The sequence below is a fragment of the Paenibacillus sp. FSL H3-0333 genome, from assembly GCF_038002805.1.
In the GTDB taxonomy this organism is placed as follows: Bacteria; Bacillota; Bacilli; order Paenibacillales; family Paenibacillaceae; genus Paenibacillus_AQ; species Paenibacillus_AQ silagei.
On sequence record NZ_JBBODG010000001.1, the window covers coordinates 7,117,253 to 7,139,425 of the forward strand.

The 22,173-nt window shown below is 55.2% G+C and carries 21 protein-coding genes and 1 other annotated feature; of the genes, 6 read left to right on the forward strand and 15 right to left on the reverse strand.

Annotated elements, in window-relative coordinates:
- Nucleotides 1-143: 143 nt before the first annotated feature.
- Nucleotides 144-2,099 (forward strand): ABC-F family ATP-binding cassette domain-containing protein, encoded by a 1,956-nt coding sequence (locus MHH78_RS31110; protein WP_036723187.1) that lies wholly within the window; start codon nt 144-146, stop codon nt 2,097-2,099.
- A 623-nt stretch (nt 2,100-2,722) separates the two neighbouring features.
- Here MHH78_RS31110 and MHH78_RS31115 read toward each other — a convergent pair.
- From MHH78_RS31115 to MHH78_RS31150, 8 genes are all read right to left on the reverse strand, one after another.
- A complete protein-coding gene (locus MHH78_RS31115) occupies nt 2,723-4,285 on the reverse strand; it encodes a 2-isopropylmalate synthase (protein WP_341169961.1) in 1,563 nt (520 codons plus the stop codon).
- Between the two features lie 75 nt (nt 4,286-4,360).
- Nucleotides 4,361-4,650 (reverse strand) — a binding site (T-box leader).
- Between the two features lie 448 nt (nt 4,651-5,098).
- Nucleotides 5,099-6,148 (reverse strand): tRNA (adenosine(37)-N6)-threonylcarbamoyltransferase complex transferase subunit TsaD, encoded by a 1,050-nt coding sequence (gene tsaD / locus MHH78_RS31120; protein ID WP_341169962.1) that lies wholly within the window; start codon nt 6,146-6,148, stop codon nt 5,099-5,101.
- A complete protein-coding gene (gene rimI, locus MHH78_RS31125; RefSeq protein ID WP_051477836.1) occupies nt 6,145-6,669 on the reverse strand; it encodes a ribosomal protein S18-alanine N-acetyltransferase in 525 nt (174 codons plus the stop codon). Before rimI ends, tsaD begins: the two co-directional genes overlap by 4 nt.
- Nucleotides 6,666-7,493 carry a tRNA (adenosine(37)-N6)-threonylcarbamoyltransferase complex dimerization subunit type 1 TsaB gene (gene tsaB / locus MHH78_RS31130; RefSeq protein WP_341169963.1) on the reverse strand — a complete coding sequence of 276 codons (828 nt, stop codon included), beginning with the start codon at nt 7,491-7,493 and terminating at the stop codon, nt 6,666-6,668. The genes rimI and tsaB overlap by 4 nt, the downstream gene beginning before the upstream one ends.
- Complete coding sequence (tsaE, locus tag MHH78_RS31135) at nt 7,490-7,981, reverse strand: tRNA (adenosine(37)-N6)-threonylcarbamoyltransferase complex ATPase subunit type 1 TsaE (protein ID WP_445668075.1); 492 nt, start codon at nt 7,979-7,981, stop codon at nt 7,490-7,492. The genes tsaB and tsaE overlap by 4 nt, the downstream gene beginning before the upstream one ends.
- A gap of 88 nt (nt 7,982-8,069) precedes the next feature.
- A complete protein-coding gene (locus MHH78_RS31140; protein ID WP_341169964.1) occupies nt 8,070-9,044 on the reverse strand; it encodes a DMT family transporter in 975 nt (324 codons plus the stop codon).
- A 246-nt stretch (nt 9,045-9,290) separates the two neighbouring features.
- Nucleotides 9,291-9,476, reverse strand: a complete 186-nt coding sequence (locus tag MHH78_RS31145; protein WP_341169965.1) for an H-type small acid-soluble spore protein — start codon at nt 9,474-9,476, stop codon at nt 9,291-9,293.
- A 15-nt stretch (nt 9,477-9,491) separates the two neighbouring features.
- Nucleotides 9,492-9,671 carry a hypothetical protein gene (locus tag MHH78_RS31150; protein ID WP_341169966.1) on the reverse strand — a complete coding sequence of 60 codons (180 nt, stop codon included), beginning with the start codon at nt 9,669-9,671 and terminating at the stop codon, nt 9,492-9,494.
- Nucleotides 9,672-9,812: 141 nt separating this feature from the next.
- Here MHH78_RS31150 and ku point away from each other — a divergent pair, with 141 nt between their 5' ends.
- Nucleotides 9,813-10,793: a non-homologous end joining protein Ku gene (gene ku, locus MHH78_RS31155; RefSeq protein WP_341169967.1), complete on the forward strand. Its 981-nt coding sequence runs from the start codon at nt 9,813-9,815 to the stop codon at nt 10,791-10,793.
- The gene (locus MHH78_RS31160) at nt 10,786-11,796 is read left to right on the forward strand and encodes an ATP-dependent DNA ligase (protein WP_341169968.1); all 1,011 of its coding nucleotides are present in this window, start codon (nt 10,786-10,788) and stop codon (nt 11,794-11,796) included. Before ku ends, MHH78_RS31160 begins: the two co-directional genes overlap by 8 nt.
- A gap of 43 nt (nt 11,797-11,839) precedes the next feature.
- Here the strand turns inward: MHH78_RS31160 and MHH78_RS31165 are convergent, their stop codons facing one another.
- From MHH78_RS31165 to MHH78_RS31175, 3 genes are all read right to left on the reverse strand, one after another.
- A complete protein-coding gene (locus MHH78_RS31165) occupies nt 11,840-12,646 on the reverse strand; it encodes a hypothetical protein (RefSeq protein ID WP_341169969.1) in 807 nt (268 codons plus the stop codon).
- Nucleotides 12,647-12,792: 146 nt separating this feature from the next.
- The gene (locus MHH78_RS31170) at nt 12,793-14,013 is read right to left on the reverse strand and encodes a hypothetical protein (protein WP_341169970.1); all 1,221 of its coding nucleotides are present in this window, start codon (nt 14,011-14,013) and stop codon (nt 12,793-12,795) included.
- Nucleotides 13,977-14,555 carry an RNA polymerase sigma factor gene (locus MHH78_RS31175; RefSeq protein WP_341169971.1) on the reverse strand — a complete coding sequence of 193 codons (579 nt, stop codon included), beginning with the start codon at nt 14,553-14,555 and terminating at the stop codon, nt 13,977-13,979. The genes MHH78_RS31170 and MHH78_RS31175 overlap by 37 nt, the downstream gene beginning before the upstream one ends.
- Before the next feature lie 179 nt (nt 14,556-14,734).
- On the opposite strand from MHH78_RS31175, the gene ligD reads away from it, so the two are divergent.
- A complete protein-coding gene (gene ligD, locus MHH78_RS31180) occupies nt 14,735-15,631 on the forward strand; it encodes a non-homologous end-joining DNA ligase (protein ID WP_341169972.1) in 897 nt (298 codons plus the stop codon).
- A 174-nt stretch (nt 15,632-15,805) separates the two neighbouring features.
- Here the strand turns inward: ligD and MHH78_RS31185 are convergent, their stop codons facing one another.
- Both MHH78_RS31185 and cls read right to left on the reverse strand, forming a co-directional pair.
- Nucleotides 15,806-16,714: a YitT family protein gene (locus MHH78_RS31185; RefSeq protein ID WP_076081086.1), complete on the reverse strand. Its 909-nt coding sequence runs from the start codon at nt 16,712-16,714 to the stop codon at nt 15,806-15,808.
- Between the two features lie 167 nt (nt 16,715-16,881).
- Nucleotides 16,882-18,312: a cardiolipin synthase gene (gene cls, locus MHH78_RS31190; RefSeq protein ID WP_076081084.1), complete on the reverse strand. Its 1,431-nt coding sequence runs from the start codon at nt 18,310-18,312 to the stop codon at nt 16,882-16,884.
- 277 nt (nt 18,313-18,589) lie between these two features.
- On the opposite strand from cls, the gene MHH78_RS31195 reads away from it, so the two are divergent.
- Together MHH78_RS31195 and MHH78_RS31200 are read left to right on the forward strand one after the other, a co-directional pair.
- A complete protein-coding gene (locus MHH78_RS31195; protein WP_341169973.1) occupies nt 18,590-19,867 on the forward strand; it encodes a M23 family metallopeptidase in 1,278 nt (425 codons plus the stop codon).
- Between the two features lie 28 nt (nt 19,868-19,895).
- Nucleotides 19,896-20,342, forward strand: coding sequence for a bactofilin family protein (locus MHH78_RS31200; protein ID WP_341169974.1), 447 nt, complete (start codon nt 19,896-19,898; stop codon nt 20,340-20,342).
- Nucleotides 20,343-20,393: 51 nt separating this feature from the next.
- On the opposite strand, the gene MHH78_RS31205 is transcribed toward MHH78_RS31200, so the two are convergent.
- Nucleotides 20,394-21,182: an ABC transporter permease gene (locus MHH78_RS31205; RefSeq protein ID WP_076081080.1), complete on the reverse strand. Its 789-nt coding sequence runs from the start codon at nt 21,180-21,182 to the stop codon at nt 20,394-20,396.
- Nucleotides 21,175-22,101: an ABC transporter ATP-binding protein gene (locus tag MHH78_RS31210; protein ID WP_341169975.1), complete on the reverse strand. Its 927-nt coding sequence runs from the start codon at nt 22,099-22,101 to the stop codon at nt 21,175-21,177. The genes MHH78_RS31205 and MHH78_RS31210 overlap by 8 nt, the downstream gene beginning before the upstream one ends.
- Nucleotides 22,102-22,173 lie beyond the last annotated feature (72 nt).

A 22,173-nucleotide genomic window follows, 5' to 3' on the forward strand; every position in this document is an offset into this window, starting at 1 on the left:
TCGCCAAGGTTGATTCATTCCCCTTGTTAGAAGAATGAGCCTCGCACGGCTAACCTTTTTCATGTAAACTGGAGAATAAGATTAGACAATCGCCTGGGCGCAAGCCGCCGAGGCCAATTTGCAAGGGCGGAGGTTTCATCAGAATGCTTCTTCAAGCGACAGGAATTACGAAATCATACGGTATACAAAGCGTGCTGGACGGCATTAGCCTAATGGTGAACGAGAGGGAGAGAGTCGGGCTGGTTGGCGTCAACGGGGCAGGCAAATCGACCTTTCTGCAGATTCTCGCGGGTGAGATGTCTTATGACAGCGGACAAATTCATAAGTCTAAAGAGACTACGATTGGCTATCTGGCCCAGAACAGCGGCCTGCAGTCGGATAACACCATACAGGAAGAGATGCTCGCGGTATTTGCGCCGCTGCTGGAGGCAGAGGCCGAGCTGCGGCAGCTGGAGACGGACATCGCCGATCCGGCACTTGCCGAAGATCCGAAGCGTTATGAGGATCTGCTGGAGCGCTATGCCAGGCGCTCCGACTGGTTCAAGGATCACGGCGGCTATGAGATCAATACGCGTATCCGCAGCGTGCTGCACGGGATGGGCTTCGGAGAGTTCGCACCGGATACTCCGATCTCAACGTTAAGCGGAGGCCAGAAGACACGTCTGGCACTGGCCCGCATTCTGCTTCAAGCCCCTGATCTGCTCATGCTCGATGAGCCGACTAACCATCTGGACATCGAGACGCTCACCTGGCTGGAGGATTATCTGCGCGGCTACGCCGGCGGCATCCTGGTCGTATCCCATGACCGGTATTTCCTTGACCGCCTGGTGACGACCATTGTGGAGATCGAGCGGCACCAATCGCGCAGATACACAGGCAACTACAGCCGTTATATGGAGCTGAAGGCTGCGGAATACGAGATTCGTATGAAGCAGTATGAGAAGCAGCAGGACGAAATTTCACGGATGGAGGATTTCGTGCAGCGCAACATTGTCCGGGCCTCCACCACCAAGCGGGCACAGAGCCGCCGCAAGGCGCTCGACAAGATGGAGCGTATCGACAAGCCCCTGGGCGACCTGAAGAAGGCCAGCTTCTCCTTCGAGCCTGACTTCATGTCCGGCAAGGAAGTGCTGCAGGTCCGGGAGGTCGCAGTCTCTTTCAGTCCTGAGGCTGCACCGCTCTTCCGCAATGCCTCCTTCGAGCTGCGGCGCGGCGAGACAGCGGCGCTGATCGGACCAAACGGGATCGGGAAGTCCACACTGCTGCAATGCATGACCGGCACCCGCGAGCCTTCCCGCGGAACCGTGAACTGGGGAACCAAGGTGAAGATCGCCTACTACGACCAGGAGCAGACCCGGCTGAATCCGCGCAATACGGTGCTGGAGGAGCTGTGGAGTGAATATCCGATGCTGGAGGAGGCCAGAATCCGTACGATTCTCGGCAACTTCCTGTTCAGCGGCGAGGATGTACTTAAGAAGGTAGCTGCGCTGAGCGGCGGCGAAAAGGCCCGGGTGGCCCTGTCCAAGCTAATGCTTCGCGGAGCCAATATGCTGATTCTCGATGAGCCTACCAACCATTTGGATCTCGTCAGCCGTGAGGTACTCGAATCGGCCCTGATCGATTTTGAAGGCACTTTGCTGTTCATTTCCCATGACCGTTATTTCCTCAACAAGATGGCTGAACGGGTACTGGAGCTGCACCCGGACGGAATTGATCAGTATTTGGGCAATTATGACGACTATATCGAGAAAAAGCTCGAGCTCAAGGCGATTGCCGAAGAGGAAGCCGAGCTTGCCGCCGCCAAGTCCTCCCGCAGTGCCGACAACGAAGCGGTATCCGCCGAGAAAGGAAGCTCCCTCTCCTATGAAGCGGAGAAGCAGGCCAAACGCGAGGAGCGGAACCGGCAGCGCCGTATCTCCGAACTGGAGGAGAATATCGCGAAGCTGGAGGAAGCCATCGCGGGGATTGAGCATGAAATGACTAAGCCTGAGGTGTATCAGGATTATATGGCGCTTCAGGAGCATGAAAGTGAGCTTAAGGACAAAAAACGCGAGCTGGGAGATTTATTTAGCGAATGGGAGAAACTGGCTGAGGAATAATGTAAAGGCGCATCAAAAAAATTTTTAACAGTTTCCAATTTGTTCAAATCTAGTTATCCACAGGCTCATCCACAGTTTCCGTGCATAACTATCGTCTAAAATTAGCCCTTCGGGGCTTTTTTCATGCGTAAAATGGCTACTTTGCTTGTCAAGGACTTTTTATCCACCGAACTATCCACATTATCCACAATTCTCACAATTTTGTTTCATAGCATAACCTCCTGTTTATGATGCTCGCAAAAAAGGCGTTATTGCTGATTTTACACGGTTTTTACACAACTCGTGCGGAATATGTGGATAACGTTGTCCACAGGTTGACAAATGCCGCACGGGGCAAAAATCATGTTAGGTTTAGGCGATATGTACGTTCACTTGTGCGCCATCCGGCCCACGCTCCCACGCAACGCCGAATGTGGTCTGTTTTTCGATTACATTTGGCTCGCGCACCCTCACCCGGCGCATTATGGTCGGTTTTTCGACTACATTCGGCCATACGCCGCTTTGCTAGCCCCTGACAGCAAAAATGCCCCTGCCGATGTCGGTGACATGGCAGAGGCATCCGGTCCTTGAAAGGCGTTGAACCCGCGCCGGTAACTTCGCTCTGTTCTTGGGTCTCTAGCTTTTTAGCTATTCACCGCCGAGCCGGGAGAGGGCACCTCCGATTCCGACAGCAGTGCCGCATTACAAGCGGCGATGTAAGCAATGCCTGCGGCCATCACGATATCGTGATGGATGGCCGTGCCCCGGAACTTGGTGTCCTTCCACTCCACCATGACGGCGGCCTCGGCCTGAGCATTCCCGCCGCTGCCGAGGGAATGCAGCTCCAGCCCGTCGAAGCGGATATCCTCGGCAATTCCTTGCCCTATAGCGGCAATGATTGCTTCCAGCGGACCGTCTCCGGTGCTGGTCTGGGTCGTCTCTGCGCCGCTCTGCAGATGGCGCACTGTCACTGCAGCCACGCGGCGCGGCGCGCTGCCGGCCAGAACCTGGACCTCGCCGAGCGCATAGACCTGCGCCTGCTGTCCTGTGGTGCTGCTGACCATCCGCAGCAGCTCATCATCGCTGACGGCCTTCTGGCGGTCAGCCGTCTCCTTGAAGGATGCGTAGAGCGCGTCCAGCTCCGCCGAATCCAGGGCAATGCCGTACTTCGCGGCGCGGTCCTTCAGCGCATGCCTGCCGGAATGCTTGCCGAGGATAATCATGCTGCGCGGGATGCCCAGCCGCTCCGGGTCCATAATCTCGTAGGTGCTGCGGTCCTTCAGCAGACCGTCCTGATGGATGCCGGATTCATGCTGGAAGGCATTGCGCCCGACCACCGGCTTGTTGAAGGCAATCGGGAAATGCATCGCCCCGCTGATCATCCGTGAGGTATCATACAGCTTATCCAGCACGATTCCAGTCTCCGCGCCGATAGAGTCTCCGCGTGTCTCCAGCGCCATGACCAGCTCCTCCAGCGCACAGTTGCCGGTCCGCTCACCCACACCGTTGACCGTGACCTCAATCTGTGTAGCGCCGCCTTCAATGGCCGCCAGGCTGTTCGCTACGGCGAGACCCAGATCGTTGTGGCAGTGGGCGCTGTAGATGACCTTGTCTCCGCCCCTGGCGCCAAGCCGCACACGCCGGAACATCTCCCCGTATTCCTGCGGCAGCGCATAACCTACCGTATCCGGCAGATTGATAATCGAAGCGCCCTCTTCAATTACCGCCTCGACCATCTCAATCAGATCGTCGATGCCCGTCCGCGCAGCGTCCATTGCAGTGAACTCTACCACATCGCAGAACTGGCGGGCATAAGCCGTCATCTCTCTGGCAACCGCTACAACCTCAGGGCGGCTCATGCGCAGCTGATGGCGCAGATGGATGTCGGAGGAGGAGATGAACAGATGAATCCGCCGCCGCGCGGCATCCCGGGTGGCCCGTACAGCAGCATCGATATCCCCCTTGACTGCACGTGCGAAGCCGCAGATCTCCACGCCCTGAATGTTGCGGGAGATCGTCTCCACCGCAGCGAAATCCCCCGGACTGGATACAGGGAATCCCGGCTCCATGACATCCACTCCCAGGTCCGCCAGCTTGCCGGCCAGAATAATCTTTTGCTCAGGGGTAAGACTGGCTCCCGGGGCCTGCTCCCCGTCACGCAGCGTCGTGTCAAAAATCTGAATTCGTTTCTTTACCGGAATAATCATCGTAATTCCTCCTCAAATTAGGTTTATATCATGGAGGGCTGCCTCCTAAAAAGCACAAAGACCCCCCGTCTCTTATAAAGAGACGGGGGGTCAGCCCTCCGCGGTACCACTCTTTTTGACGCATAGGCTCCCTGATGTCAGAAGTCCCCGCTGCGTCCAGCTTAGATCAGATCTCCCAGCCCCGATAACGGAAGCTATAAAGATCTGAATAGTCCGGTAACGGGGACATCCGTAGCAGCGTACCTGTAGCTCTTTCCGCCGCTCCGCTCACGGGCGAGATTCGCCGGCCTCTGGTGTCTGCGTCGCACCTCCCCGCAGCTCTCTGTTCACCTTAGCCGTCTACTGCTCCCGATCCTTGCGTGTCATTCCTATATAACTCCTCACAAAATGTGCACAAAAAAAGCCTGCCGTCTCATTCAAGAGACGACAGGCTATTCACTGTCGCGGTACCACTCTTGTTGATATCCGAACCTGCTAACCTTCCAGCTGTTCTGCGATACCCACTCCATGTCTGCAAGGTTCCCGGAATGTTCCCACTCCGTCCAGCCTTGACTGACCACCCTCTCACGGAGGTTAACCGTAACGGTGTACCTAAGGTTGCCGGATTACACCCTGTACCGGCCAGCGCTCCTGTTCCAAGAGCTCCCTGCTTCCACCGCTCCGCTCCCGGACGAGTTCAGGTCTCCATCGACTGCGTCGCACCTTCCCGCAGCTCTCTTATCCCGGAGTGACCTTACTGCTTCCGATCCTTGCGTTTGTTCAAATATAAGATGATTGAATTGAACTGATTATACCCGGCGGCTTCTGCAAAAGTCAATAGGCAGATACCGACCATTTCTCCAGCGAATAACCGGGATCAGCTACCATATCCAGCGGAATTCCGCCTTCATGTCTCCATTTCACATAAGCTGCGGCACCAATCATCGCCGCATTATCCGTACAATACACGGGAGGAGGGATAATCAGCTCAATCCCTTCTGTTCCGCAGCGCCGGATCAGGGCTTCGCGCAGCCCCTTGTTCGCCGCTACCCCTCCGCAGAGCAGAAGCTGCTCCGCGTGGTATTCACGGACGGCACGGATCGCCTTCTCGACCAGCACTTCAACTACGGATTCCTGGAAGCCGCGTGCAATGCCCGCGACATCCGGCACAAGCCCCTTCATCTTGCTCTGATTCACCGCGTTCAGCACCGCGGACTTCAGACCGCTGAAGCTGAAGTCATACGAGCCCGGCTCCAGCCACACACGCGGCAGAGCGAAGGCTTCCTCCGCTTCATGCGCCAGCTTGTCCACATGCGGCCCTCCCGGATAAGGGAAGCCCAGGGCCCGCGCCACTTTGTCGTACGCTTCGCCGACGGCATCGTCACGGGTGCGCCCGATAATCCGGAAAACTCCTTCCCGCTCCATATGCACCAGCTCCGTATGCCCCCCTGACACCACCAGCGTCATACCCGGATACTTCAATTCCTTGACCAGCCGGTTGGCATAGATATGACCGGCAATATGATGTGTGCCGATGAGCGGCTTGCCCCAGGCCAACGCCAGGCTTTTGGCAGCCACGACTCCAACCAGCAGCGCCCCCACCAGTCCCGGACCCTGCGTTACCGCCACTGCCGTCAGCTCCTGCGGACGTACGCCTGCCGCGCTTAAAGCCTCTTCAATGACCAGCGTAATCACCTCGACATGCTTGCGGGAGGCCACTTCAGGCACCACACCTCCGAATGCCCGGTGGGTCTCAATCTGGCTGGAGATGATGTTGGACAACACCTCACAGCCGTCCTTCACTACAGCTACAGAGGTCTCGTCACAGCTGGTTTCAATCGCCAGAATCAATACAGGCTCCCTTGCGCCCGTGTCTGTCTTCATTTCAAGTCCACGCTTCCTTCCGTTACAGCTTGCTCCCCGTACTCCGGCAGATCGGCCCACATGATGAGCGCATCCTCGCGGTTGTCCGAATAATAGCCCTTGCGGGTACCCGCAGGCTTGAAGCCTTTTTTGCGGTATAAATTCTGGGCCACCTCATTGGAGACCCGTACTTCAAGCGTGATCGACTGCATGCCGAGATAAGCCGCCGTCTTCATCAGCTCGTCCAGGAGCCGCTCGCCCCATTTACGTCCCCGGTATGCCTCCAGCAGTGCAATATTGGTGACATGCGCCTCATCGACAATCGCCCACATTCCTGCGTAGCCAATAATATGCCCTGCCAGCTCCATTACCATATATTTAGCAAAATGATTGTGGGTCAGCTCGTTGCGGAAGGCTTCCTCTGTCCAAGGCATGGTGAAGGCCTCCCGTTCAATCACAAGAATCGCAGGCACATCCTCCAGCCGCATCAGGCGAAAAACAAGCTCAGTCCCCTGAGCCGGTCTACGTTCCGGTTCGATCATCGTGTATTCAGGCTCCCTTCGCTGCTGCGGCGCAGATTCGCCTCCGCCTCCGACAGCTGCGTATAGTTGGGAATCAGCGTATGCAAATCTCCGCTCTCTTCGTAGAGACCCGCTTCCGCCAGAAATCCGGTCCAGCGTCCTTCCAGCTCATAAGGCACTGCCTGGACGTTGGCGGCTTCCATCAGCGGAGCCAGCATGTCCGCACTTCCGTGCAGCGCCGTCTCCCCTACGAACCACAGGGTGTCCGGCAGATTGCCCTCAGCTGCGGCTTCCTTCAGCCGTACCGCCAGCTCCTGCACCCAGTCGGCCATCAGCCGGATCGCATCCGGCGCCAGCCGCCGGGGCGGCTTGTCCCCGTCCGCCGCGAATACAGCGGTGTATGCCTGTCCCCGCCGGGCATCGATCAGCGGAATGATCCAGTCTGTTCCTGCCGTTCCGTTCGGGGAGGTTATGGAGCCTTGCTTCTGCTGCGCAGAAGCCGCATGGTATCCGCCCCAGGCCAGCGCATGCAGGCTGGATACACCGGTAACCGGTACGTTCCAGGCCCAGGCCAGCGTCTTGGCTGCAGTCACAGCGATCCGTGTTCCAGTATAGGAGCCCGGGCCGATCCCGACCGAGATTCCGCCGATTCTGTCGGCCGTAGTGGCAGACGCCTGAAGTGCCTGCTCAATAATAGGCAGCAGATGAACCGAATGGTTCCGCTCCCCGGAAGCATTAATCTCATACAACAGCTCCCCGCCGCCAGTCACGGCCACTCCCAGAACTGCCGTTGATGTATCCAGCGCCAAAAACCGCTTACGCGGCTCATTATTCGAGTTCGTCATGTTTCTTTACCCCACTTCTGGATCAGCATCCGGCACACTTCGCCGTAAGGCTCTCCGATTCCGGTCACCGTAATCTCCCGTTCCTCCGGGCCGGCGGTCTTCAGCTCTATATGGAGATGCCGCGGCGGCATCAGATCAGCAATGATTCGGCTCCATTCCACCAGACACACACCCTGACCGTAGAAATACTCTTCCAGTCCCAGCTCGTCCGCTTCCTGCAGCGATATCCGGTATACATCCATATGATACAGCGGCAGACGTCCTTCATACTCTTTAATAATGGTAAAAGTAGGACTATTCACAATACCTTCCACACCCAAATGGCGTGCATAGCACTGCGAGAACGCTGTTTTGCCAGCACCTAGATCCCCGTCAAGTCCGATAACCATCCCCGCCGATGACGCGGCAGCAATAGCGGCGGCAAGTGCCTCCGTATCCTGAAGGCCGAATGAACGGGTTGTAAACACCGTTTGTGTATTATTGTCCAAAGCTGCAACTACCACCTTTTTGAAGATCCCTTAACCGTTAACAATACTTTTAATTATATCGGTATGCTACTTGCACCGCAACAGCCTGTCAGTCCGTTGAGAACGCCGGAGCCGCCGCAGGCTTCCCCGGATGCCGGGAGAACAGGCTATGCAGCACCATACCACCAATAATGACCGCAATCCCCGCCCATGACAGGAGGGAAGGCAGCGGCGAGGCCAGCAGGAGCATCTCCCCCAGCAAGGCGAACAGCACCTCCAGTGACTGGGTCGCTTCCACGGCTGCCAGACTGCTCATGCTGTCCCGGACCAGATCGGTAGCCCGGAAAAACAGCACCGTAGCCACAACTCCCGAACTGAGTGCAACGATGACCGATTGTCCTACCTGCGAGAAGGAGGGCAGGCCTGTATCTGCCATCCCATACAGAGCGACAGCCAGCCAGAAGGGCAGACTGGCGAGCGTCATACCAAGAATCCGCTGGAATACATCCAGCTGGCCGCCGCACAGCTCCATCATCTTACGGTTGCCGAGCGGATAGGCGAAGGACGCGATAAGTACCGGGACAATGCCCAGCAGGACCTGGGATGGGGCAAGCTGCCGCGCCTGCTCTACTTGCAGCAGCGCCACTCCCGCGAGAATAATCAGGGAGAGCAGCAGCCCGCGCAGCGGGATTTTACCTCTTATGTATACTCGTCCTCCCGTTCCGCTAACCCATTCTCCGAAGAACGGAGCCAGCAGCGAACCGGAGATAATTGTGATCTGCCACGTTCCTGCTGTCAGCCAGCCCGGTGCATAGGCAGCGGCGAAGCAGATGGGCGCGTAGAACAGCCCGAACCCGACAGTGCCCCACAGCAGCCAGGCTCCAGGCCGTTCTCTCATCGCAGCCAGCAGCGGCTTCAGCCTCCCTCTTCCGGCCACAATCGCCAGCAGCAGCGGGAGCGTGAACAAGTACCGCAGCGAGGCGCTCCACGCCCAGCTTCCTCCCGCAAGCTCCATCCTCCGGTTCAGCACAAACGTCACCGCAAAAAACAGCGCCGAGCAGACACCCAGCAATATCGGACGCACTTCCATCATCTCTTTTCGTCAAAATTCTTCTCCCAAATATAGGGGCTCACCACTCCCGGCGTCAATATCTGTGTCAGCTATTATTAGAGGCTACGGCTCCATACCCCGGCTCTGAGCATAACGATTGTATTCGGTCAGGCCACAAAAAAAAGCAGGAGACTCCCGCGATGGTGTCACCGCCAAGAGAACGCCTGCTCTAATTAGTATTTCACCTGGATACCTACCAGGACTTATTGTGCTGACCCGCTACTTCCCCTGCTCCTCCAGCCGCTCAACACCAACAGTCTGTGTATTCGTCGGCCGGGAGCCTACCTGAACCGTTGCCATACCATTATCCGAATCTACATGCTCAATCCAAACCGGTTCTCCGTCGAGATGCACCGCAATCTTGTCCTTGGAAGCGTAAATATCCTGCGCACGTGTTATATCCATTCTTTTCTTGCCCCCCTATTCCTCTTCATCTTCCGCTGGAAGCTCCCCGATCGTTGCATCAGCATCCAGCAATACTGCGTCCTCGTCCAGTCCGGCATCCTCCGGATCGGCAATAATATTGTCCCAATTGACCGCTTCAGCCGGAATATCCTGCTCGGATAAGGCGTCGCTCCAGTGATAATGCCCCTTGTCCATAATGCCTCCTCTTCTCGCTTCGGGTCAGTGCAAGCTGAACAGCATTATTTTTTCCCATGACTCTCTAATCATGCATCCGGCTAGAAAAAGCCCTGCCTCCCCATACTAAGCCATACCACATCCCATCAGGAGGCGATTCTTATGCATACCGTTTGGAAAGGAGCCATCAGCTTCGGGCTTGTGCATGTTCCGGTCAAGATGTTCTCCGCTACGGAGGATAAAGACATCTCGCTGCGCTACATCCACAAAGAATGCGGCAGTCCGCTGTCTTATGTACGTAAATGTCCTGTCTGTGACAAGGAGGTCACCTGGGAGGAGATCGGCAAGGGGTACGAATATGAGAAGGGCAAATTTGTTCTGTTCGACAAGGAGGAGCTGGATCAGCTAAGCGAGGAGAGCAGTAAGAGCATCACCATACTGGATTTCGTGGATTTGACGGAGATTGACCCGATTTATTTCCAGAAGACCTACTATTTATCGCCAGACCAGGCAGGCGCCAATGCTTACCGTTTGCTGATGGAGGCGATGCGTCAGACCGGGAAGATCGGTATTGCCAAGATCTCCATCCGCTCCAAAAGCAGTCTGGCCGCCATCCGCGTCCTGGCGGACTGCTTGGCGATTGAAACGATCTATTACCCGGACGAGGTCCGTCCGGTATCGCAGGTTCCCGGCCTGCCGGAGCCGGGCAGCGTGAACGACAAAGAGCTGGATATGGCCAAGCTGCTGATCTCACAGCTGTCCACCCCGTTCGAGCCTGCCAAATATACGGATGATTACCGCCAGCGGATGCTTGATCTGATTACGCACAAAATTGCCGGGGAAGAGTTCCATATTGCTCCGGCCCGCCAGGAGAACAATGTTATCGATCTGATGGCTGCCCTGCAGGCCAGTATCGAAGCTGTGCAGCATATTCCTTCCGATCCCGGACCGGCTAAGGGAGGCAGCGGGGCTAAGCCAAGGACAGCCGCCGGTGCGAAGAAACGTCCGGCCAAGGCCACTGCCGCAGGGACTCCAACCGATACAGCCGCCGCTCCGGTTGTAGATGAAGCTACCGGACCAATTCCGGTGATTGCCCCGAAGCCGAAGCGCCGGAGCGCGAAGAGCAAGGGAACCGGTGCCTAGAGGCCGGGCGTCTGCACCCGCCGCCAGGCTGGACAGCTCCCTTCAGCTTAAGACCATCACTCCGTTTGAGCCTGTACTGGCCTCTGTGCTTCCAAGCGGAGAACAGTGGATCGCCCAGATCAAATGGGACGGCGTGCGGATGATCTCCTATTACGACGGGAGCCATGCCGAACTGATTAACCGCCGGGGCAACCGCCGCACACTCCAGTATCCTGAGCTGGCCGAACCAGGAAGCTATTGCCGGGCCGGCTCCTTCATTCTGGATGGCGAGATCATTGCGCTCAGCGGCGGCAAGCCCTCCTTCCATGAGGTTATGCGGCGGGACAGCCTGAAGAACGAGGCGGCGATCCGGGCAGTGCAGCCGCAGGTTCCGGTGCTGTATATGGTTTTTGATATACTGTATTGTGACGGCATCTGGCTGCTGGATGAACCGCTGTCCCGGAGGCAGGAGCTGCTGAAGGAGATGCTGCTGCCCCATCCCCATGTGCAGCAGGTGCCCAGCTACCCGGATCCAGTCCAGTTGCTCGCTGCGGCGCGGCAGGGCAGTCTGGAGGGGATCGTCTGTAAGGATATGCACAGCGCCTATGCGCCGGGCGGCAAGGACAAGCGCTGGCAGAAGCTCAAGATCATCTCCGATGTCACCGCTGTCGCCGGGGGCGTCACCTTCCGGGACGGGACGGTCAATGCCCTGCTGCTCGGTCTCTACGATGACGAAGGTAAGCTCCATTATATCGGCCACGCCGGGGCGGGCCGGATGACCGTGCAGGACTGGCGTAAACTGACGGAGCAGGTTCACACGCTGGCTTCGGAGACAATGCCGTTTGCCGAACTGCCGGAGCGCAGCAAGGGCGCATTCTGGATCAAGCCGAAGCTGGTCTTCAAGGTTCATTATCTGGAATGGAATGCCTCAGGCACTCTGCGCCAGCCGAGTATTCAAGCCTGGGTTGAGCTGCCTCCGATGCATTGCCTGCTGAGTCAGCGGGAAGCCCCCGTTTTCAGCTAAAAGCGTTCTTCCGATGGACGGAAGAACGCTTTTGTCTGTTTATTTATGGCGTAATCAGGGTGGCTGCAATGGCTTCCAGCTCTTCTTTGGCAAGGCTGCTGCTATGATTCACCGTAAGCTTGTAGGTCTGGCTTCCATCCTCACTGGCCCAGGTTAACTCTGCCTTGAGATCATTATGATGAGGACCAAACAGGGTATAGACAGCTTCACGCCCGTTGATGATCAGATCCTCAGCCTTGTCGCCTGGCAGTGACGCATAGGTTACCCCTGCCGGGAGGTCGACCGTCGGTCCGGAATGAAGACGGATTCTTTCCGCGCCCTTAGTATAGGTCAACATAACCTGCCCGCCCGTCCACTTGTACTTCTTAAAGATTACTTTCTTGCCGGAAGCTACTGCCTCCGCTTTAAGCTGATCTTTGAGCTTCTTATAATCTGCGCCGAGGAAGAAGGGGATCACAGGGTCAAGAACAGCCTCCTGAAACACGAAGCCCTCCGGTAAGCTCCCCGGTTCCTCCAATGATTTCCCTGTCAAAGCCAGCAGCTTCTTGGCAGCCTCGCTGATATTAGCGAACCTGTATGGCATATAGCGGAAATCAAGCGTCTCGTCCGGATTGACCTTGGCATGATTAATGTAGGTTAGCCGGATTTCTCCGCTCTGCAGCTTGACTGTATTTTCCTTGTCTATCAGCTGCTGAATGGATGGCTCCGTTTGGACAGACTGTACAACAGGTACCGTGCCCTTGCTCTTCTTCTGTGCGGATGACGAAGCAGCCCCTGCCGCACCGCTGGCGGTTCCCATCAGTAATACAAGACTCATTCCTGCAATAACAGCCTTAACATTCATTCTCATGACTTATTCTCTCCTTAGCAACGGTTCCGGCAACCGCTTGTTGTGTATTGTGTAGCTACATATCTGTAACGCCCTTCATACTATAAAAGGGACACTCTACCCAAAAATGATTTCGAATCTAACGCTGCAAGGCTTCTGACCCACCTTTATTGGATAAAAGTGGAGGCCAGCGCCAGCCATTCGCTTTTATCCAGCCTGTTTAAGGCGTCGTTCCAGGTATATGTTGCGTTGGCCGCTTCGTTATAATAGATCAGTCTGTTGGCGGCAGACCAGATATTCTGATTCCCTCCGGATGACACACCCGAGATGAAGAGTGCCTCCTTGCCCTCTATCAACCATTTCTCGGCGGATTGTCCGGGGAGAAGATTTATTGTGCTGGAGCCAATATTCAGTTGAAAGGAACGCGTGACTCCATCTTTGAGGAAGTCCATGGTGATGAATAGTTTATCGGTCTCATCCTTCTCCAGCTTGCGGGCAAATACCTGCTTGCCGCTAGTGTCCGTTTGGGCTTCTGCCTCTAGCGTTTGCAGAAGGTGCTGATAGTCCGGGGTTCCAGGACTTATATAAAAATCATATTTGATCTGTGCCTTGGCAAAGCTATAGCCGCCTGACAGGCTGGAAGGCAGCGGCGCTCCGGCAAGGGCAATGGCACTCCACGCCTTGGCGAAATCGCCATATTCGTTATAGGTCAGCGAACGGGACACAGTGAACAGCCTGGTGCTGTATCCAAGCCCATCGGCCAGCTGCTTAAATCCGGCATCCTTGATGTAAAATACCGCCTTCTCCCCGGGACCAAGCTCAGTCTCCGCCTGCTGTTCATAGACCTTCATCAGATCGTCGTATTTAACTGCAGCGGATGAAGGAGTGGAGATAGGAGTGGAGATAGGAGTGGTCCCCTGCTTACTCCAGAAGGCTTGAAGAACCTGTTTACCAGTGCTGTTATTCAACGTCAGCGGCGAGCCTTCCCGAGATTCGATGATTTCTACAGCAGTGCGGGGCGGTACTGGAAAGTTATTGTCGGCGGTCAGCTTGTATATGCCGAATCCTGCTGCTGACAGGAGGAGGACCGCCGTGAGTCCCGAAGCTGCAATTACAGTCTTGGAACGCGGCTTCCGCTGCCGCGGATACCTCGTACGGGCTTGCTGCATCATCGGTATGCTGTTCCCGGCTTCGGGATCTGCTCCAGTCTCTGCAGGCGGACTCACAGAATCTCCGTGTGCTGCGGCGTCAGGCGCTTCTGACCGATTTCCGGCATGGATTTCACGTATCCGCTGCATCACCCGGTCTTTCACATCCACATCCTCATAGCCCTCATTTCCGCTCAGCTTCTTCACATTTTCTTCGATAAAGCTTCCTTGTCGTTCCATTCGCTCCCTCCTTTGTAAGCTGATATCATTTTGGCTAATTTCATGAGGGTCCGCCTGTATTTTTTCTTAACTGCTTCCATGTTCTTATCCATAATCCCCGCAATTTCCGGGAAGCTCTGCTCTTCAAAAATCCGCAACACCAGCAGATTCCGCTCTTCGGTATTCAGCCTGGACAGCGCTTTGGCAAGCGGTTCGCTAAAAATATTCCGGTCTACCTTCTGCTCGGGGCTTTCCGTGGGCGGCGCAGGCTGAAACAGCTTCAGCACCCGCTGCTGCCTTGAACGTCTGCGGATGAGGTCCAGGCAATGATGGTAGGCAATCTTGTACAGCCAGGAGGAAAAACTGGCAACGGGGCGATACCCCGCAATATTCAAATAAGCCTTGACCAGGATATCCTGCACGGCATCCTCCGCTTCGGACCTGCTTCCCAGCAGACGGCTGCAATACCGGTGAATCGGCTTCTGGTACGCCTCGACAATCTGGGCGTAAGGCTCCACTTCTCCGGCCTGCACGCGGGCTACGGCCTGTTCAATCCAGTTCAAAATCAACAAACACTCCCTTCTACGCACATCTCCTACTCTTATAAGCATCGGCGATAGACAATCGGGACAACGTTCAATAATTTTCACTGCTTCATGTTAGCCTATATACGGATGGAATATCTCTGGTATGCGGATAATACCTGTAACGTAGTGATTCTGAACAGAAAGGGGGGGGCCCGATGCCGGCAGCCACCAAAGGAACCATTACCGTAGACGGGCAGCAAATCAGCATCACCAATCCCGATAAACCGCTCTGGCCCGAGATGGGCATCACCAAGCAGATCTATCTGCAAAAGCTGGCGGCCCTCTCGCCCTACCTGCTGCGCTATTGCAAAGACCGGCTGCTCACGGTGATCCGCTATCCCCATGGCGTTCCCGGGATGTCCTTCTATCAAAAGAACGCCCCGGAGCCGCTGCCGGAATTCGTCCGCACGGCGGTGCAGGATGATATCACCTACATTGTGCTGCAGGGCCTGCCGGAGCTGCTCTGGCTGGGCAATCTGGCTGCGCTCGAATTCCATCCCTCCCTCCATTATTCCGGCAGTACACTGCCTTGCGAATGGATGATTGATCTGGACCCTTCGCTTGAGGTCGAACCGCGGATTATGGAAGCTGCTGCTGTGGTAGGGGAGGTGCTGAGATCGCTCGGACTGGACTCCGTTCCCAAAACCTCGGGAGCCACCGGAGTGCAGATCATTGTTCCGGTTAAGCCGGGGGTGACCTTCGATGAGCTGCGCCGGATCGGGCGTTTCGTAGGCCTTTATGTTACCGAGAAGCGGCCCGATCTCTTCACCCTGGAGCGCCTGAAGAAGCATCGCGGGGATAAAATATATTTCGATTATCTCCAGCATTACGGCGGCAAAACGCTCGCTGCCCCTTACACCCCGCGCGCCCGGCCGCTGGCTACTGTCTCCACTCCCCTCCTGTGGGAGGAGGTTGAACGGGGCGTCAAGCCTACAGATTTCAACCTGCTGAATATAGAGGAGCGTCTCAGCCGGTTAGGAGATCTGATTGCCAAGGTTCCTCCTCAGCCGGTCGAAGCGATTATTGCCAAGCTGCCCTCAGGACAGCAATAAGCCCGCAAATGCCATTCTCAGGCTGCGGGCTTATCTGACGTCCAGAATCAGGACGGAAGGTATTATTATATATGGGCATACGGCGCAACAAGTCAGGACCGCCGTATGGGTTACTCTGTCGTTCGTAAATATACCTTCCTTCGAAGCGTTCCGGCTGAACCGGTTACGCTAATGCTAATGAATTGCTTTTTTCTTGAAGCGGCCGCCCTTAACATCATGGATATTGCCGATCGCGATGAACGCGTCAGAATCCCAATCTTCTACGATAGACTTCAGCTTCGCTTCTTCCAGACGGGTAATGACAACAAAAATCACTTTCTTGTTATCGCCGGAGAATCCGCCCTCACCATCAAGATAAGTCACTCCGCGTCCCAGACGCTCCGTCAGAGCTTCGCCGATATCACGGAATTTATCACTGATAATCCATACCGACTTGGACTGGTCCAGACCTTCAAGTGTAATATCGATCAGTTTGAAAGCAATGTAATACGCAATGAGCGAGAACATCGCATTATTCCAGCCGAACACAAAGCCTGCGCCGGACAGGATGAACAGGTTGAAGAACATAACGACTTCCCCTACAGAGAACGGAAGCCTCTTGGATACAAGAATGGCTACAATCTCAGTACCATCGAGCGATCCGCCGTAACGGACAACGAGCCCGACCCCAACGCCGAGAATTACCCCTCCGAATACTGCTGCGAGCAGCGGCTCAACCGTAATGGGATGAACAGGATGGAGCAACTGGGTACCGATGGACATTACAATTACAGCAAATAGAGTAGATAAGGCAAATGTCTTACCGATCTGCTTATACCCGATAACCAGGAACGGCAGGTTAAGCAGGGTCAATAGAATACCGAGCGGTATATTGAAAATATGGGACAACATAATGGAAATACCGGTGATTCCGCCATCAATCAACTTATTGGGAACAAGAAAAATTTCAAGGGCAACAGACATCATGGCCGCTCCGATGACAATCATCACAATCCGCTGGGCCAGTCTTGCCGTCTTGAACACTCCAGACTTCTCCGGCTTCTTCTGTTCTTCACTCGTAAAGATATGTTGGCTTACAGTCATAGAACTCCCCCTATAAATAGTATATCTAAGAAGCTTACGAAAGCGAACGTACAGTCGTGCCTTCTCCCCTGTTCTTCTTATATTTCCATTATATCATAAAAGAAAGTCAAATAACGCATGTAAATTGATATAACCTTCGATAATCGATGATTCGGCCATCTTTTCTGTCATAATAGCGGAGATAAGAGCTGACACAGACTTTCTATGCGTTTGACATTACGGCTGCGCTCCCGGAACTTTTTCGGATCAATGAATTCACTCTGCTCCAGATCTCTGCTGAAGTCCTCAGCCAGCTCTGTAATTGTCTCCGGACGGAACAGCACCGCCGTCAGCTCGAAGTTGGAATAGAAGCTGCGCATGTCCAGATTGGCACTGCCGACGGTGGCCAGCAGACTGTCGATAATCATTACCTTGGCATGCATGAACCCTCTGGTATAGCGGTAAAATTTCACGCCGGCGTCCTGCAGATTCTCCAGATACGCCAGCGTGGCATAATAGACCAGCTTGTTATCCGGCTTCGCCGGGATAATAATCCTTACGTCCACACCGCTAAGGACTGCATTCTTCAGCGCCCTGCAAATCGCGGGGTCGGGGATGAAGTATGGCGAGGTCATCCAGATACGTTGCCTCGCGGCACAGATGGAAGCAAAATACATCTCCTGGGTGGCATCTATGCCCGCATCGGGACCGCTGGCGACAATCTGCACGGCTTCCCTTCCGCTACAGTCATGATCCGGAAAGAAGCGCGGATGGCTGAGAGCTTCACCGGCCGCCAGCCGCCAGTCCTTGAGAAACACATACTGCAGATGATAGACGGCATCCCCTTCAAGTCGCAGATGCGTATCCCGCCAGTACCCCATTTCCGGATTTTTGCCCAGATAATCATCGCCGATGTTCATGCCTCCGGTGAATCCGGTCAGTCCGTCCACCACCAGGATCTTCCGGTGATTACGGTAGTTGAACCGGCGGTCCGGCAGTGCAGTCAGCGGCGGCAGAAAAAAATAAACCTGCACCCCCGCGTTCTTCAGTGTATTCACAAAGCCCCGGCTTAGTTTATGGCTTCCCAGGCCATCGCACAGCAGGCGCACCCTCACCCCCTGGCGTACCTTGCGGATCATCAGCTCCTGGAACTGCTTGCCGATCCCGTCCTCCCGGAAAATATAAAATTCCATGTGGATATGCTCCTGCGCACCTTCCATCACCTCCAGCATCGACTTATACGCTGCCTGTGCGCTGGATAGCACTTCACACCGGTTGTGGCTTGTAACCGGACTGTCCGCCAGTTCAGAGAACAGGTGCAGCAGCTCAGAGCGATGTTCAAATCCGGGGTTGCCGGTATCCTCCGCCTGCTTGACCTTATGAATCTTGCCGGCAACATGAATACGGATTTCCCGCAGCAGGGAGACACACCGGTTCACGAGCTTGCGGCTCTGCCAGTAATCGCGCCCCAGGAAATAGTAGAACAGCAGACCCAGCGGCGGGCAACAGAAGGTAATACATATCCAGGCAAGCGCCCGCTGCGGACGGCGGAATTCGGAAGCGGTAATAATGGCAAGCTGCACAATAAAAAGGCATAAGATTACGGCAAATATCCTCATTCCGGGCCTCCTGATCAACTGAATGAACTATTACTATCTCTGCGGGCATAGACGGCGCCTGCTAACTTTCATGAGAAATCGGCGGCGGCGGAAGCCTGCTCTTACTACAGGTTTTGCCTTAACTCTCCTTCTTTATTCAAGTAAACCGTTGTCATGTTCACCTTAGTTATGGAATACATAGAGTAGTAGGACGAATCGGATAAGCCCCCTGCACTCCGACAGATTGTTTCAGTCAATTCATACCCAGCGGCTGCCATGGCCGCAGTAAGGAGACGTTATGAAGAGTCAGCCAAGTCAGGAAAAGATTACGCTGCTCGTTATGCGTGAGGCCGGACGGCCTGTGAAGCAGCTGCAGATGTCAAAGCCCTTCGCTCTGGCGCTGCCTGCCGCGGCCGCGCTGTCCCTCTCCAGTCTGGTCACCTCCATGCATATCCATGCTTCCCGGTCCATCGCAGAGCTGGAGGCCGAAGCAGCCGCCTTATCGCTGACCAATATCCGCATGGAGCTGAAGGTTGCCGATAAGGATCAGGCATTGCAGCAGCTGCGCGGTCAGGTAAGCGAGCTCTCGGAGGAAGCGGAGAGCATTAAAGACAAGCTGAAGAGTGTCACAGAGCTGGAAGAGCAACTGCAGTCACTGATCAACAAGGAGACCACCTCTTCTGCTGCCGGTAGCAGTTCTAGTAAGGCTATCCGCACTGAAAATGCTGGCTCCAAGACCTACAGCGCGGATACGTCAACCTCAGCAGCTTCCTTCAAAGGCAGCCAGCCGGTAGTGGCAGATTTGCCTGATACCGGAGCAGGAACCGCAGCCGCCGGAAGCTATGGCAAGGTCAGCCGGTTAAGCGCCGGCCCGTTCATCCGGGAACAGCCGGAAGCTCTCTCTGCAACCGTATCGCCTGCCGTCAACTTCCGGATCAGGGCTGCTGCTACAGCACTGAGCCTGCCTGCCAATCCACAGGTCGGCGGTGAATATGTCGCCGTCTACGAGAATGATCCGCAGCGGCTGGTTGAGGAGACAAAGGACGACTTTGAGGAGATCCACAGCATAATGGATGAGATGATCAGCAGTATCTCAAGCACGATTACACAGGCCGAGAAGGCACACAAGACAAGAGCGGAGTTTCAGGCCAAACAAGCCCAGGAGAAGCAAGCCCGGCTGGCACGGGCCGTGATGTGGCCTACCGGCTCGAAGGTCATTACCTCCAGCTTCGGTTACCGCTCTGATCCTTTTAAGGGCGTCTCTGCTTATCATTCAGGTATTGATATTGCGGGGAATACTGGAGATGCAGTATACGCGGCGCTGGGCGGCGTGGTTACCTCCGCAGAACAAATGGGAGCCCGGGGCAAATACATCATAATCAAGCATGACAATGGACTGGAGACCTGGTACATGCATTTGAACCAAATGACGGTCTCCCCCGGCGAGCGGGTCGGCAAAGGGGAGCAGATCGGCATGCTGGGCAGCACCGGGCGCAGCACGGGCCCCCATCTGCATTTTCAGGTCGTGAAGCAGAACAAGCCGGTGAATCCGCTCAACTATGTTAAGCCTTCATAATATTAAGAATATAAGGAGGAATGCTGGAATGTGGAACAGACGTCAACCGGGTGCTTCACCCAAGTCAACCGACTCGCTGATCGGACATGGCGGCACGCTTGAGGGGAAAGTGCATTGCGATACGAACCTGCGGATTGAAGGGAATTTCAGCGGGGAGATTCTGTGTGAGGGTACAGTGACGGTTGGTGAACAAGGCACCGTCCACTCCAGCATTGAGGCGCAGGAGATCATTATCGCCGGCAAGGTCTATGGAGACGTAACCGCCCAGCGGAAGCTCATTCTCACCGGAACAGGACAGCTGCATGGTAACATTGCCGCCGGTTCCCTGAGCATTACGGAAGGCAGCCTGCTGAACGGGGCTGTGGCCATGACCGAACAGCCCGCCCCTGAGACAGCGGGCGGGCTAACGGTCAATACCAAGAAGACTGCAGGCAAGCGCAGAGAGAGCAAGCAGAGTAAGCTGGAGGGCGCATGAGCCGTAAGCTCTCAGCTTGTACGGTTACACTAGCCAGCCCTATTTTGCTACTTACGCTGCTACATCCCTTTTACGGAACACAATCCATGATACCGCCATGAATACCACATAATACACAGCCAGGACGGCAATCGCGAACCCCAGCGTCGCTCCCCCGGGACCGGTATCCGACACCACATAATTACTAAGATTCATATGGGCAAAAATCAGATAGTTCGCCCACTCATACCGGTCGGGGTTGAAGATGGCGATAAAGATATCCTTGGTGAACATGATCGACAGCGACAGCACAATCGCAAGGCCGCTGGAACGGAATACGCTGGAGATCATGAAGGCAATGGCTGCTGTCAGGAACAGCTCAATGTAACTGCACAGAATCAGCATGAAGACATATTCTCCCTGCCCCCAGCCCATCACCGTGTCCCCCGTAATTCCTGCAGCCCCGGAAGAGAAAATGAAGGCGGAGCCATAGCCGAACAGGATCAGCACGCCCGTGCTGACAAGGCTGAAGATGACCAGCGAAATATATTTCGAGAGCAAAATTTTGGACCGGCTCCAAGGGCGGATCAGCAGCAGCTTAATCGTTCCCCAAGTGAATTCGCCCGCCACGGAGTCGGCAGCTACCAGAGCTGTGAAGATGGTATTCAGGAAAAATGCGATGGCTACGGTGGTCCGGAAGCTGTCCCATAGCCCGACTACATCACTGCCGTTCGTGGTGAAATGAACCAGCGCCGGAAACAGCGCGCTCATCAGTGCCAGAAGAACCAGCATAATCCATGTCCGCAGACGTCTGAATATTTTGATATTCTCATTATGTATGAGAGAAGCGAACTCACCCAATGCCTTCACCTCCTGTAATTTCCAAGAATTGATCTTCAAGCGAACGGGACATCGCTTTGATGCTGTAGACCTTAATCCCGGCAGCTACCAGCTTGGCATTCAGCTCGGCAATCTCCTCCCGCACCGCATCCACAGCAATTCCGCCTTCCATGATTACACCTTGGCCGATCTGAGCCAGTGCAGCCTCAGGGTTATCCACCTCGAAGAACGTCTGGCTTACCGGTACCGCTGCATCTCCGACAGTCTTAAGCTGCTTCACATCGATCAGCCGGCCGTTCTGGATAATCGCCACACTATCGCACATCAGCTCCATCTCCGACAGCAGGTGACTGGAGACAAACACGGTTGTCCCCTCGCTCTGACACAGCTTGCGCAGATAATCACGCAGCTCGCGGATACCCTGCGGGTCCAGTCCGTTGGTTGGCTCATCCAGAATCAGCAGCTTCGGCCGGTGCAGCAGAGCCTGGGCCACCCCCAGCCGCTGGCGCATCCCTAAGGAATAGGTCTTGACCCGGTCATTGATCCGCTGACTGAGGCCGACCAGCTCCACTACTTCATTGATGCGTTCTTTGGTCACGCCGGGCACCATACGGGCATACTGGCGAAGATTCTGGTATCCGGTTAGGAACTTGTACATTTCAGGATTCTCTACGATGGCACCCACATTGGCTATGGCCTCTTCAAAATGGTCTTTGATGCTTCGTCCGCAGATCAGGATATCCCCGCGGCTAATGGAGATCAGTCCTACCATCATACGGATGGTAGTGGTTTTACCGGCTCCGTTCGGCCCGAGGAATCCGAAGATTTGCCCGGGTGGAATGTCGAGTGTCAAGTCGCTGATCAGCGTTTTGGAGCCTATTCTTTTGGTAACCCCCATCAGGCTGGCTACAGGCTTCACCACTTCTGCCGTATTCGGCATAACTTCACTTCCTTTCGTCGGTTTGGTGTGAAACGGGTACAGATTAAATTAAAGTGTCCATCGCAACTGCGG